The 13,925-nt window shown below is 66.0% G+C and carries 8 protein-coding genes and 1 tRNA gene; 6 read left to right on the plus strand and 3 right to left on the minus strand.

Annotated elements, in window-relative coordinates:
- The first annotated feature begins 45 nt into the window (after positions 1–45).
- From ACOEQ1_RS06070 to ACOEQ1_RS06095, 6 genes are all read left to right on the plus strand, one after another.
- A complete protein-coding gene (locus tag ACOEQ1_RS06070) occupies positions 46–1,581 on the plus strand; it encodes an efflux transporter outer membrane subunit (RefSeq protein ID WP_419758302.1) in 1,536 nt (511 codons plus the stop codon).
- Between the two features lie 8 nt (positions 1,582–1,589).
- Positions 1,590–2,864, plus strand: a complete 1,275-nt coding sequence (locus ACOEQ1_RS06075) for an efflux RND transporter periplasmic adaptor subunit (RefSeq protein WP_419758303.1) — start codon at positions 1,590–1,592, stop codon at positions 2,862–2,864.
- A 7-nt stretch (positions 2,865–2,871) separates the two neighbouring features.
- Positions 2,872–6,114 (plus strand): efflux RND transporter permease subunit, encoded by a 3,243-nt coding sequence (locus tag ACOEQ1_RS06080; RefSeq protein WP_419758304.1) that lies wholly within the window; start codon positions 2,872–2,874, stop codon positions 6,112–6,114.
- A 6-nt stretch (positions 6,115–6,120) separates the two neighbouring features.
- Positions 6,121–9,225: an efflux RND transporter permease subunit gene (locus ACOEQ1_RS06085; protein WP_419758305.1), complete on the plus strand. Its 3,105-nt coding sequence runs from the start codon at positions 6,121–6,123 to the stop codon at positions 9,223–9,225.
- A 276-nt stretch (positions 9,226–9,501) separates the two neighbouring features.
- Positions 9,502–10,338, plus strand: a complete 837-nt coding sequence (locus ACOEQ1_RS06090; RefSeq protein WP_419758306.1) for an IclR family transcriptional regulator — start codon at positions 9,502–9,504, stop codon at positions 10,336–10,338.
- A gap of 63 nt (positions 10,339–10,401) precedes the next feature.
- Positions 10,402–10,491: transfer RNA gene (locus ACOEQ1_RS06095), tRNA-Ser, on the plus strand.
- 20 nt (positions 10,492–10,511) lie between these two features.
- Here the strand turns inward: ACOEQ1_RS06095 and ACOEQ1_RS06100 are convergent.
- The 3 genes from ACOEQ1_RS06100 to ACOEQ1_RS06110 all read right to left on the minus strand — a co-directional run bounded on the left by ACOEQ1_RS06100 (position 10,512) and on the right by ACOEQ1_RS06110 (position 13,909).
- A complete protein-coding gene (locus tag ACOEQ1_RS06100; protein ID WP_419758307.1) occupies positions 10,512–10,766 on the minus strand; it encodes a hypothetical protein in 255 nt (84 codons plus the stop codon).
- A 605-nt stretch (positions 10,767–11,371) separates the two neighbouring features.
- On the minus strand, positions 11,372–12,694 hold the full coding sequence (gene glcF, locus ACOEQ1_RS06105) for a glycolate oxidase subunit GlcF (protein WP_419758308.1): 1,323 nt from the start codon (positions 12,692–12,694) through the stop codon (positions 11,372–11,374).
- Between the two features lie 3 nt (positions 12,695–12,697).
- Positions 12,698–13,909, minus strand: coding sequence for an FAD-binding protein (locus ACOEQ1_RS06110; protein WP_419758309.1), 1,212 nt, complete (start codon positions 13,907–13,909; stop codon positions 12,698–12,700).
- Positions 13,910–13,925: the final 16 nt, after the last annotated feature.

Consider the following 13,925-nt stretch of genomic DNA (forward strand, 5'->3'; position numbering starts at 1 on the left):
CCGGGCCGAGCAGTCTGGCGTCGTATGCTGAACATAGGGGTTCGAGTGATCCGTCGGCTTCTTATCGGCTTCCTGCCGTTTCTGCCCCTGATGGGCTGCGATGTCGGACCGGATTATCATCGCCCGCTGGTCGATACGCCCTTCGCCTTCACCTCGCCCGGGGCGGAAAACCCGAGTGCGGGCCAGAGCGGTCCCGCGCCATTCTGGCCCAGCAGCACCTGGTGGCAAGGCTTCCAGTCGCCCGAACTCGACACCCTCATGGCCGAGGCCGAGGCGCAGAACTACACGATCCAGAGCGCCATCGCCGCCGTGTCGGCCGCAGACGCCGCCGTGCGGGTGGCGGGCGGTGCCTTGCTGCCGGTCGTCAGCGCGTCACCCAGCGCCAGCTTCGCCCAGGTCAACGCGGGCGGCAGCAGCCGCAGCGGCTACAGCAACTACAGCAGCTACAGCGCGGCGGCAGGTTCCACCGGCACCGTGACCCAGATCGGCCAGGGGATCATCGATACCCGCACCTATAGCGCCCAACTCTCGGCATCGTACGAGATCGACTTCTGGGGCAAGAACCTCGCGACGTTCAGGGCGGCGGAGGCAAGCGCGGTCGCTGCCCGCTATGCGGCGCAGGTCGAAGCCCTGACCATCGTCAGCGAGGTCGCGGACACATGGTTCGCGGCGCTCGCCTATCAGGACGAACTGGACGTGGCCCGGCGCAACCTGGCCGCGGCGGAGACGCTCCTGAAGGTCGAGCAGGCCCGGCTCGACGCCGGTACCGCCTCGCTTCTCGATGTCTCGCAGCAGGCGGCGCTCGTCGCCGGGGAGCGTGCCAACATCCCCGACCTCATCTCGCTGGAGAGGCAGGAGGTCATCGCGCTCGGCATCCTCGTCGGACGGCCGCCCGAGGAGATCGCCGTCGAACCCGGGACGCTGGTGACGATCCCCTCCCCGGTGGTCGTGCCCGGCCTGCCTATCGAACTTCTGCAGCGACGCCCGGACGTGGCGGAGGCCGAGGCGACGCTCGTTTCCGCCGTCGCGAGCACCCGCGCCGCGCGCGCCGCGCTCTTTCCATCGTTGACGCTCACCGGCTCCATGGGCTGGGAGAACGACGCGCTCAACGGCCTGCTTGCCCCGCAATCCCTGGTGCTGAACGCCGCCGCGAGCGCGGTGCAGACGCTGTTCGACAACGGCGCGCTGTCGGGTCAGGTCGCCGAGAACCGCGCGGTGGCGCGGGAGGATGCCGACGCTTATCAGGAGGCCGTGCTGCAGGCTTACACGGATGTCGAGACAGCGCTGACCCAGCTGCATTATGCTATTCAGCAGGAGAGCCTGGAGCGCGACGCCGTCCAGCAGGCGCGGCTGGCGGTGACGGTTTCCACCGCGCAGTTGCAGGCTGGCACGGTGGACATCACTTCGCTGCTGACTGCTCAGCAGACGCTGCTCCAGGATGAGAATACGCTTGTGACCGTGAGTCTTGCGCGGTTCCAGGCGCTTGTCGCCTTGTTCAAGGCACTCGGCGGCGGCTGGCAGCAGACGGTGCCGGAAACCGCGCAGCCGGTGCCGGTGCTCAACCCCTCCATCATCCCATGAGTTCGAGCATGACGGACGCCCCTCAACCCGAACCACCTCCCCGCAGGAAGTCCAGGATCCGGTGGCTGATCGCCGTCGTGCTCGTGGCGCTCGTGGGTGGCGCCGCCGGCATCTTGGCCGGCCGGACCGACGCTCAGTCAACGGCGTCGTCCAGGCCGCATAAGGGCAAGAACGCCGCCGATGCGCCTATCCCGGTGACGCTCGCGCCGGTCAAGACGCAGGACGTGCCGGTCATCCTCACCGGGCTCGGCACGGTCCAGGCATCCAACACCGTCACCATCAGCCCGATGGTGACCGGTCCGATCGTCGCCATCGACTTCACCGAGGGGCAGGACGTGAAGGCGGGCGACGTGCTGGCCCGCATCGACCCCCGCACCTATCAGGCGACGCTCGACCAGGACCTCGGCAAGCTCGCCCAGGACCAGGCGACGCTCGCCGGCGCGGAAAGCGATCTTGCCCGCTACGAGAAGCTCACCGCCTCGAAGTTCGAGTCGGCGCAGACAGCGAGCGACGAGCGGGCGACGGTCCAGGAGACGAAGGCGCTCGTGGAGCAGGACCAGGCGGCCATCGAGCAGGCTCGGACCAACCTCAGCTATTGCACGATCACCGCGCCGGTCGACGGGCGGCTCGGCATCCGTAACATCGACCTCGGCAACATCGTGCAGGCGGGCACCACGACGGGCATCGCCACGCTGACGACGCTGAAGCCGATCGGCGTCATCTTCACGCTGCCGCAGCAGGATCTGCCGGCCATCGTCGATGCCGCGGCCCAGGGCCGCCTTCCAGTGTCGGTCGATCCGGAAGGCGACGCTGCAGGCCCCAAGGAAACCGCGACACTCGACGTGATCGACAACGAGGTCGACAGCAGCACAGGCACGGTCCGCTTCAAAGCCTACTTCCCGAATACGGACCTGCATCTGTGGCCGGGCGGCTTCGTCACGGCCCACCTCACGGTCAAGGTGCTGAAGGGCGTGCTCACGGTGCCGCCGTCGGCGATCCAGACCGGCCCCACCAGCAGCTTCGTCTATGTGCTGAACGACGACCACAAGACGGTCAAGCAGACCAACGTCACCGTCGGGCAGCAGAGCGACACCACGGCGGTGATCGACAGCGGCGTGTCCGAGGGCCAGCAGGTGGTGCTGCAAGGGGCATCGCGCCTCAGCGACGGGTCGAAGGTCGCGCTCGCGAAGCCGGTCTCCACGGCCGCCGCGGACACGGCCGAGCCGGGGCATCGTCACCACCATCATGGCGGCGCGACCGCCAGCGCCGCCCAACCGACTTGAGCGTATCTTGAACGTCTCGGCGCCCTTCATCTCGCGGCCGATCGCGACGGCGCTTCTCGCGGTGGCGGTGCTGATCTCCGGCATCCTCGGCTACATGGAACTGCCGGTCTCCTCCCTGCCCGAGGTGGAGTTCCCGACCATCCTCGTCACCACGCAGCTCCCCGGCGCCGGGCCGGAAACGATCGCCAACCTCATCACCGCGCCGCTGGAGCGGCAGCTGGGCGAAATCCAGGGCGTGGTCGGCATGACCTCGACGAGCGCGCAGGGCCTCAGCCAGATCGTCATGCAGTTCTCGCTCGACCGCGACATCGACGACGCGGCGCAGGATGTGCAGGCGGCGATCAACGCGTCGGCCGGAACGCTGCCGACCTCGCTGCCCTACCCGCCGATCTATGCCAAGGTGAACCCGGCCGATACGCCCATCGTGACGCTGGCGATGACCTCCAAGACCGTGCCGCTCTATACGATGTCGGACGAGGCGGTGACGCTGCTGCAGCCGAAGCTTAGCCAGATCAGCGGCATCGGCCAGGTGACGGTGCTGGGGGGCTTGCGCCAGGCCTACCGCATCCAGGCCGATCCGGCGCGGCTCGCAGCCTACAGCCTGTCGCTCGAGGATATCCGGAACGCTGTCGTCGACGGCAACCAGAACGGGTCGAAGGGGGGCTTCGACGGGCCTACGCAATCCTTCACCCTGGGCGCCAACGACCAGCTTGAGACGGCTGCTTCCTATTCGAATCTGGTGGTGGCGTGGCGGAACAACGCGCCCGTGCGGCTCCGCGACGTGGCCCGCGTCGTCACGGCCATGGAAAACAACGAAACTGACGTCCGCTTCAACGGCCAGCCTGCCGTCGTGCTCAGCATCCAGCGCGAGCCGGGGGCAAACATCGTCGCGACCGCCGACCTCGTGAAGCACGCGCTGCCCAAGCTCGAGCGGACGCTTCCGGGAGCAGTCAAGCTCACCCTCGTCAGCGACCGCACGACGACGATCCGCGCCTCCGTCAACGACGTGCAGTTCACGCTCATCCTCAGCATCCTGCTGGTGGTTTTGGTGATCTACCTGTTCCTGGGCTCCGTCCGCGCCACCATCATCCCCGGGCTCGCGCTGCCGCTGTCGCTCATCGGCACCTTCGGGATCATGTATTTCCTCGGCTACGGCCTCGACAACCTGTCGCTGATGGCGCTGACGGTCGCGGCGGGCTTCGTCGTCGACGACGCCATCGTCATGATCGAGAACGTGGTGCGCTTCATCGAGGACGGTGTGCCGCCGCTGGAGGCCGCCTACAAGGGCGCCCGGCAGATCGGCTTCACCATCATCTCGCTGACGATCTCGCTCATCGCCGTCTTCATCCCGCTGCTCTTCATGTCGGGCGTGGTGGGGAAGCTGTTCCACGAGTTCGCGGTGACGCTTTCGGTCGCGGTGATCGTCTCGGCGGTCATTTCGCTGACGCTCACGCCGATGATGTGCGGGCGGTTGTTGCGCCCTACGTCAGCCGAGCGTCCGGCGTGGCCCGCACGCGTGGCGGAAGCCGGCTTCGCACGGCTGCTGGCGCTCTACCGGGTGACGTTGGTCTGGGTGCTGCGCCGCCAGGCGCTGGTGCTGCTGATCTCGGTCGGAACCCTGGTGGGCACCATTCTCCTCTACGTCGTGGTGCCGAAGGGCTTCCTGCCGCAACAGGATACCGGCTCGATCATCGCCATCACCGAGGCCTCTCAGGATATCTCCATCCCGGCGATGGTCGCGCTGCAGAACCAGGCAGCTGCGGCGTTCCGCACGGTCTCCGGCGTCACCAACGTTGTTTCGGATGTCGGCACGGGGACGGAGAACCCGACGCCCAACTCCGGCCAGATCACGGTCACCCTGGCGCCGGTCGGTTCACGGCCCGGGGTCAACGAAATCGTCGACGAGTTGCGCGACGCCACCGCCGGCATCCCGGGCCTCACGATCTTCTACCAGCCGGTACAGGATATTCAGCTTGGCACCAGCATCACCCGCACCGCCTACCAGTATCGTCTGACCGACACAGACTCCAAAGAACTGAATGAGTTCGTGCCGAAGCTTGTGGCGAAGCTGCAAACGCTGCCGCAACTCGCCCATGTCAGCAGCGATCTTCAGAACGGCGGCGCCGCCGTCACGATCCATGTCGACCGGGCCGAGGCCATGCGCGTCGGCGTGCCGATGCAGACGGTCGAGAACATCCTCGACGACGCCTTCGGCCAGCGCCAGATTTCGACGATCTTCGGCCAGACCAACCAGTATCGCGTCATCCTCGAACTCGACCCGCGCTTCGCCCAGAGCCCGGAGTTGCTGGACATGCTGTATTTTCCCGGCAATGTCATGAGCAGCGGCGCCTCGAACTCGAGCACCACGAGCGCCAACAACAGCAACAACACGACCTCGGGCAGTGGCACCTCGGTCGCCTCCGGCAGCTCCAATACACAGACGGCAACGACCACGGCCTCCACCGGCACCTCGAGCAGCACCTCGAACCAGATCCCGCTGACCGCCTTCGCGACCGTCACGCGCGGCACCACGCCGCTCTCCATCATGCATGACGAGCAGTTCCCGGCCGCGACAATCGGCTTCGATCTCGCTCCCGGCGTTTCGCTCGGTGGCGCCGTCAACGCCATCGACCAGGCCGAGGCCGCGCTCGGGGTGCCTTCCACCATCTCCGGAAGCTACCAGGGGGAGGCAGCGCAATTCGAAAGCTCGCTCGCTTCCGAGCCGTGGCTGATCCTCGCCGCTGTCGTCGTCATCTACATCGTGCTCGGCGTGCTCTACGAGAGCATCATCCATCCGGTGACGATCCTCTCGACGTTGCCCTCTGCGGGCATCGGCGCGCTGCTGGCCCTTATCGTGACCGGCAACGACCTTTCGATCGTCGCGCTGGTCGGCGTGGTGCTGCTGATGGGCATCGTGAAGAAGAATGCGATCATGATGATCGACTTCGCCATCGAGGCGCAGCATTCGGGCCGGAAGACCCCGGCACAGGCAATCGAACAGGCCTGCCTGCTGCGTTTCCGCCCCATCATGATGACGACGATGGCGGCGTTGCTCGGCGCCATCCCCCTCGTGCTGCAAGGCGGGGCCGGGTCGGAGCTGCGGCGGCCACTCGGCATCACCATCGTCGGCGGGCTGCTGCTCAGCCAGTTGCTGACGCTCTACACAACGCCCGTGATCTATCTGGCGATGGAGCGGCTGCGCCCCGTGCCGCGCCGCCGGACCGCGGGCGTCGCCCACCCGGCCGAGTAACGCCGCTTGTCGATCTCCACGCCCTTCATTCGCCGCCCGATCGGCACCATCCTGCTGGCGATCGGGCTGATGCTGGCGGGCGCGGTCGCCTACAAGTTCCTGCCGGTCGCGTCCCTGCCAAATGTCGATCTACCGGCGGTCGTGGTGTTCGCGAGCCGCCCCGGCGCCAGCCCCGAGACGATCGCCAACTCGATCGCGGCACCCCTGGAACGGCATCTCGGCCAGATCGCCGGGATCAACGAACTGACCTCGATCAACTCGCTCGGCTCGACCTCGATCATCTGCATCTTCGACATCGACCGGAACATCAACTCCGCCGCCGCGGACGTGCAGGAAGCGATCAACGCCTCGGAGGCGGATCTGCCCTCCGATCTCCCGAGCGCGCCCTACTACCGCAAATTCAATCCCTCCGACGCGCCGGTGCTGACGATCGCACTGACCTCCGACACCTTGTCGATTGCCCAGATTTACGACGCGGTCGACACCATCCTGGCGCAGCGGCTGTCGCAGGCCCCCGGCGTCGCGGAGGTGACCGAGAGCGGCGCCGACAAGCCGGCGGTGCGCGTGCAACTCGATCCCACACGGGTCGCGCTCAGCGGCCTCTCCGGCGAGACGATCAGCCAGAATATCGGCAACTCGAATGTCATCCAGCCGATCGGAAGCATCCAGGGGCCGGACCGCGCCTTCACTTTACTCGTCAACGGGCAGATCACCTCGGCCAAGCAGTACGGCAACCTGGTGATGGCCAAAGGCACCGATGGCGTCTTGCATCTGCGCGACCTCGGCCATGTCATCGACAGCGTGGCGACGTTGCGCCTCGCGGCCTGGAGCGGTCAGAAGCCGGCGATTTTGCTCGACATCACCAAGGAGCCGGGCGCCAACGTCATCCAGACCGTCGACGGGGTGAAGGCGCTCCTCCCGGGGATCATGAAGCTGATGCCGAGCGGCATTCACGTCACGATCCTGACCGACCGCACGACCACGATCCGGGCAAGCGTCGCGGACGTTCAGTACACGCTGATGATCACCGTGCTGCTGGTGTTGGCGGTCGTGCTCGTCTTCCTGCAGCAGACGGTGCTGACGATCGCGGCCGGCGTCACGATCCCGCTTTCGATCGCCGGCACGCTCGCCGGCATGTGGTTCGAGGGCTTCACGATCGACAACTTCTCGCTCCTCGCGATCACCATCTCCGTGGGCTTCGTCGTCGACGACGCCATCGTCATGATCGAGAACATCCACGCGCAGGTCGAGCGCGGGATGCCGCCGCTGCGGGCCGCGCTCCGGGGCGCCGGGCAGATCGGCTTCACCGTGATGTCCATCACCATCTCGCTGGTCGCCGTGTTCTCGCCGATGGTCTTCATGCCCGGCATCATGGGTGAGTTGTTCCACGAGTTCGCGATGACGCTGGTGATGGCGGTGGTCGTGTCGGGCGTGGTCTCGCTGACGGTCACGCCGATGATCTGCGCCTGGTTCATGCGCCGTGAGGCACCGCTGGTGAGGCCGGGAATCCTGGGCCGTGGCGGCCGCAGGCTCGGCGCGGCCTTCGAGCGCGGCTTTCGCGCCGTGCTGCGAGGCTATGGCCGCAGCCTCGACTGGGTGTTGCGCCACCGCATCCTGATGAACCTTGTGACCCTCGGCACCGTCATCCTCACCGTCTGGCTCTACACCGTCGTGCCCAAGAGCTTCCTGCCGAGCGAGGATACCGGTCTTCTCATGGGCCAGACCATCGCCAACCCCGACATCTCGTTCAAAGCCATGGAGAAGCTGCAGCGGCGCGTGGTGGCGGTATTGCTGAAGGACCCCGCGATCGACCAGGTCGGCTCGCGCATCGGTGTCGCGAACGGGTTTTCCTCGCTCAATCGAGGCACACTCTTCGTGTCGCTCAAGCCGATGAACGAGCGCCATGTCTCGGACCAGACGGTTATCGCGCGGCTCCGTGCTCCGCTTGCGCGCATTGCCGGCATCCAGTCCTACCTTATTCCGCAGGAGGACCTCCGCACCGGCGGCCGCCAAAGCGCCAGCGACTACGACTACGTCCTGAGCGGCGACAATCTGCAGGAGTTACAGCTCTGGTCGCAGAAACTTGAAGACAAGCTGAAGACGATACCGCAGCTCACCGACATCTCCAGCGATCAGGACAAGGCGGGGCCGGAAGCCGATGTCGTCGTCGACCGCGCCGCCGCATCCCGCATGAACGTGTCGATGATGGCAATCGACGAAGCCCTCAACAACAGCTTCGCACAGCGCCAGATTTCCACGATCTATCAGCAGCGGAACCAGTACAAGGTCGTGCTGGAAGCGTTGCCCGGTCTACAGATCGATCCATCCCAGCTCGACCGCGTCTATGTCGGCAGCAACACCGGGCAACAGGTTCCGCTCTCGGCGTTTACCCACATCACGCGCGCGAGCGCCCCCCTGACGGTGCGTCATCAAGGCCAGTTTCCGGAGGCGACGGTGAGCTTCAGCCTGAAGCCCGGCGTGACGCTCAGCCAGGCGACGGTTCTGCTTCAGCAGGCGGGCCAGGCGATCTTCCTGCCCGGTGACATCCACACGGCTTTCGCCGGGAACGCCCAGCTGTTCAAGCAATCGGCAAGTTCGATACCGCTCTTGCTGCTCGCGGCGCTGCTGGCAATCTATATCGTGCTTGGCGTTCTCTACGAGAGTTTGACACAGCCTTTGACGATCTTGTCGACGCTGCCGTCGGCGGGTATCGGCGCCCTCCTGGCTCTGCTGGCGACAGGCACGCCGCTTTCGATCATTGCGATAATCGGCATTTTCTTGCTGATGGGCATCGTCAAAAAGAACGCGATCATGATGGTGGATTTTGCGCTCGCCGCTGAGCGCCAGCGTGGCCTCGCGCCGATCGATGCGATCAGGGAGGCGAGCATCGCCCGCTTCCGGCCGATCATCATGACGACGCTTGCGGCGTTGCTCGGCGCGCTGCCGCTCGCCTTCTCGTTTGGGATTGGCTACGAATATCGCCGTCCGCTCGGCATTGCCATCATCGGCGGCCTCATCGTTTCCCAAATGCTGACGCTCTACACGACGCCGGTTATCTATGTTGCACTGCAACGTAAACCGCAGCGGGTAAAACATAAAGTGCCCGCCTAAGTCTTTCGGATAGTTCTGCCGCATCGCAACATTTGTGCACCCGGACGACATGCTGTTCTCGTCTTAGGTTGCATGTCAAATGCACGGTCCGCGGACCCTCTGGACTGTTGCACCCCGCCCGATTATGGCCACATATCTCGATGCACGACCGGCGTTTCAAACCGGGTAATCGTCCCGGATGCGCTGTCGCGATCTGTGGCGGGGAGGAGCGATGTCATGGACGCCGAAATAAACTCATTTTCCGCAGAAGACGGTCCCACCACGACGCGATCGCGGATGAGCGGTCTCTTGCGTGCGACGCAGGTGCTCGACCGGCTGGTGGTCGAAGGCAAGGCCACATCGGCCTATGATCTCGCCAAGGCAATCCATGCCCCGGTCTCGACCATCTACGGGGTTGTGGACGCGCTGGTGCAGGCGGGGCTGCTGGAACGCGATGCTGCTGGCGCGGTGTGGTTCGGCAGCCGGATGTATCATTATGGCCTTGCCTACGGGCGGAACGTAGACCTCCTGCGGGAAGCGCGGATCGAGATGCGACGGCTCGCCCAGGAGCTTGGCGAGACCGTCCAGATATGCGCCCGGCATGAGGGGTTCGTGGTCATCCAGGACATGGCCGAGGCCTCCCGCAACCTGCGGGTTTCCAGCCGGATCGGCGCGCGGGTGCCAATCAACTGGAGTGTCTCAGGCCGCTTCTTCCTGGCACATCTTCCGCAGCACGAGCAGTTGGAGATCTTCCGTCACAATGCCGTCCCTTCGGCCACCGGACGCGCGCCTTTAGACCCCGCGCAATTCGTGGCATTGAGCGAGGAGGCGCGCCGCCTAGGCTACGCCAGCCAGCTGAGCGGCACGGACGAGGGCATCGCCTGTATCGCGGCGCCGGTCACCAACGCGTCGGGCATCTGCGAGATGACCATCAGCATCATCATGCCGGAACTCCGTGTGCGCGAGTCGATGGACGGCTACGCATCCGCGGTGCGGGATGCGGCTGCGCGGATCGAGGCCCGGGTCGGCTGGAGGCCGTTCGGGCCTATGCCGACCGTAAAGTCGCCGGGTTCGCTCGCGAGAGAGATCAGCCCTGCCGAGCCCGCCTTCACGCGGTACGAGGTCATGGCCTAGCAGCCGGATCGGCACTTGCGGGTTGCGGCGGCTGAGGAACCTACCTATAAGCCGCATCCCTGTGGAGAGGTGCCAGAGTGGCCGATCGGGGCGGTCTCGAAAACCGTTGTGCGTGTGAGCGTACCGTGGGTTCGAATCCCACCCTCTCCGCCACGCGCTGTGGCATCGACGCCTCAGGCGGCGCTTTCATCCTGAGCGCAGACGCGGGTCCAAAGCACATCGAAGGATGCGTCGTCGCTCTCCAGGATCGTCGACTGCGTCTGGCCGAAGACCGAGATGAACCGCTGCGCTCCGCTCGCGTTGTTATATCCGGATGTGCCAGCCACCTCGCCACAGAAGCTTACCACGTGACCCGCCGCCACATCGACGTAGCTGCCGGAGAAACTGGTGTATCCAGGGCGCGCGAGCGCATGCTGGACGGCTCTCACGCCAGAGATCCACACCGATCGCTGTAGAGGATCCGAGTAGACCGTCGGCGGCCGCAACGGATCGTCCACCGCAACCTGTGCCGTTTTCGCGGTCCGCACGGGTATATGTGGGACACCACCGAGATGCACTGCGTAGGCTGCTGACAGCATCAAAGGCACTGCGACAAACAACAACAGAACGCGGGGGCCGCGCCGAACCGCCGACCTGGAGATAGTTGCACTCCCAGGCGCGGCGTCTGGCATAGGTGCTTGAAGGCCGCACTCGGGACAAGTGGCAGTTCCGGGCCTCAGTGCCGTGTCGCACCACAGGCACGCTACGATAGCCATTTGTCACTCCGCCACTAACCAAAACGCTACAACGAACTAATCACACCTACCCTCTCGCCGCGGAATCTCTAGTCAACTTCCCGTGATGAAAATCATTTGAAGCTGTGCAAGACCTATTTGGGGCTCGACACGCAGATTTGTGGTAAAGATTTCTTGGACAAAACAATGGATTAGCTGCGCGGCTTCGGCTCGTGTCCAGCCGAGCCTCCTCCCGGTTCAGGGGCAGCCTTGCGGGAGGTTAGAAACGTGCGGAAATGACGACAGTCAGCAGCGCCGCGTTACGCTACAGGCGCACGCGCGACGATGCCCGCGGGTTGTGGTCCACCCGCCATCCAGTCCAGAAGCTCCACGGTGTGGATGACAGGCAACCCACCACCGGAAAGCTGGGTTATGCACCCGATGTTTCCTGCCGCGACCAGATCGGGCTTGCGCGCCGTCAGTGTCTCCAGCTTGCGCTCCCGAAGACGGCCGGCGATTTCGGGTTGAACGATGTTGTAGGTGCCTGCCGAGCCGCAGCAGAGATGAGGGTCGGCGGGCTCGACCACCTTGAAGCCGGCCCGGCGCAGCAAGGCCTTCGGCTCCGCCGTTACGCGCTGGCCATGTTGAAGGCTGCAGGCGGAATGGTAGGCGACCGTCAGGCCCGGAGCAGGACGGGTCGGCGCGTAGTCGATTCGCGCCAGATACTCGCTGATGTCCGCCGCCAAGGCCGAGACGCGCTCCGCGCGAAGTCGCTCCGGCTCGGGCTCGGTCCGGAACATGAAGCCGTAATCCTTCACCGTCGTCCCGCAGCCCGAGGTGTTGATGAGGATAGCATCCAGCCCCTCACCCTCGATCTCGCGGCTCCAGCCGTCGATCGCCGCCTTCGCAGCGGCCATGGCAGGATCGTGCTTGCCCATATGATGGGTGAGCGCACCGCAACAGCCGACGCCAGGGGCGATGACCACCTCGATGCCTAGGCGCGTCAGCAGCCGGATGGTGGCCTCGTTGATCGCCGGCGCGAGCACCGTTTGCGCGCAGCCCGTGAGCAGCGCCACCCGCCCGCGGCGCTCACCCTGAGCGCGATGGACCTGCGGCGCCTGCGCCGCGCTCGGCGGCGGGAGGTGCGCGGGAGCCAGGGTCAGCATCGCCCGAAGACGCTGAGCAAGCATGCCCTTTCCGCGAATGAGCCCGGCAAGGGGGCGTCCGGCTCGTGCGCCCTGCAGAGCCAGACGGAATAGCCGCGGGTTGGGCAGCACGCGGGACAGCACGTCCCGCATGAGCCGCTCATGCCAGGGCCGTGTGTATGTCTCCTCGATATACCGCCGCGCATGGTCGACGAGGTGCATGTAGTTCACGCCCGAGGGGCAGGTCGTCATGCAGGAGAGGCAGGAGAGGCAGCGATCCACATGCCGCACGACCTCCTCCGTCGCCGGACGGCCGGATTCCAGCATGTCCTTGATGAGGTAGATGCGTCCGCGCGGGCTATCGAGTTCATCGCCCAGCAGCACGAAGGTCGGGCAGGTCGCGGTGCAGAAGCCGCAATGGACGCAGGTGCGTAGAACCTGATTGGAGGAAGCCGTCTCCGGGTCACGCAGCTGATCGGCGGTGAAGTTCGTTTGCATGACCTATAGTCCCGCGTAGAGGCGCCCAGGATTGAGAATACCAGCGGGGTCCAGCGCGCCCTTGACCCGGCGGGTTATGGCGGCGAGCGCAGCCACCTCGGGCGGCACGACATCAACCGCCGCGCGCAGAGGTTCGGGCGCCCGCATCAGCGTCCAGGTGCCGCCCTGAACCCGGACGGTGTCAGCAATGGCCGTATGCAGCGCCTCGGTGCCGGGGCCCGCGAGCCAGACCCGTCCGCCACTCCAATCGAGGAAGCCACGAGCACCCGCCGCCGAGGCCGCCATCAACACGCGCGGACCCAGCGACGGCCGGGTGGAAACCAGCCACACCGCCTCGCCCGGCGAGATCTCGATCGGCGTTACATCGCGGATCGCCTTCCAGACGGTGCGGCTGGCGCCATCGTCGAGGATCTGAGCGGTGCCGAATGCGGCCAGGTCGTCCGCGAGCCGGCCAAGCCGGTAGATGACGCTGGGAGCGAACTCCTCCATCCGGATGACCGCCGCCGAACCCGCGCCGAGCGCCGGGACCGCGTCCGCTGCCCAGGCCGGAAGCCAGGCCGCGCCGGAGACGCCATAGGGCGAGCCCATCGCGGCGGACAGCGCCGCCACGCCCTGCGCTGCATCCAGCCCGCGGATGACGAGCGAGCCCGTGCTCTCGGGTGCGGGCAGCACCTTGACCGTGATCTCCGTCAACACGCCGAGGGTGCCGTGGCTGCCGGTCAGCAGCTTGCAGAGGTCGAGCCCGGTGACGTTCTTCAGCACACGGCCGCCCGAGCGGATGACCTCGCCGCGTCCGTTCACGGCGCGAATGCCCATGACGTGGTCGCGCATCGCGCCCCAGGCGATCCTGCGCGGGCCGCTGAGATTGGTGGCGACAATGCCTCCCCAGCTTTGCGCCCGGGAGCCGCCCAACAGAGCCGAAAGATCCGGTGGCTCGGCGATGAGGTGCTGATTGTGCTCGGCCAGCGCCGCCTCGATCTCGCTCACCGGCGTGCCGGCGCGCGCCGAGAGGATCAGCTCGCGCGGCGAGTAGAGCGTGATGCCGGTGAGGTTGCGGGTGGAAAGCGTCCGCGCCGACTGCACCGGCCGCAACATGCCGGCTTTGCTGCCGAAGCCCTCGATGCTGAGCGGCTCGCGACGATCCGTCGCCTCCTGGATGACGGTCGCAACGCCCGCCTCATCGGCAGGCGCCTCCGCATAGGTCAGGCCACTCATCGCAGCAGGAAGCTTT

Source organism: Acidisoma sp. (genome assembly GCF_965199065.1).
GTDB lineage: Bacteria > Pseudomonadota > Alphaproteobacteria > Acetobacterales > Acetobacteraceae > Acidisoma.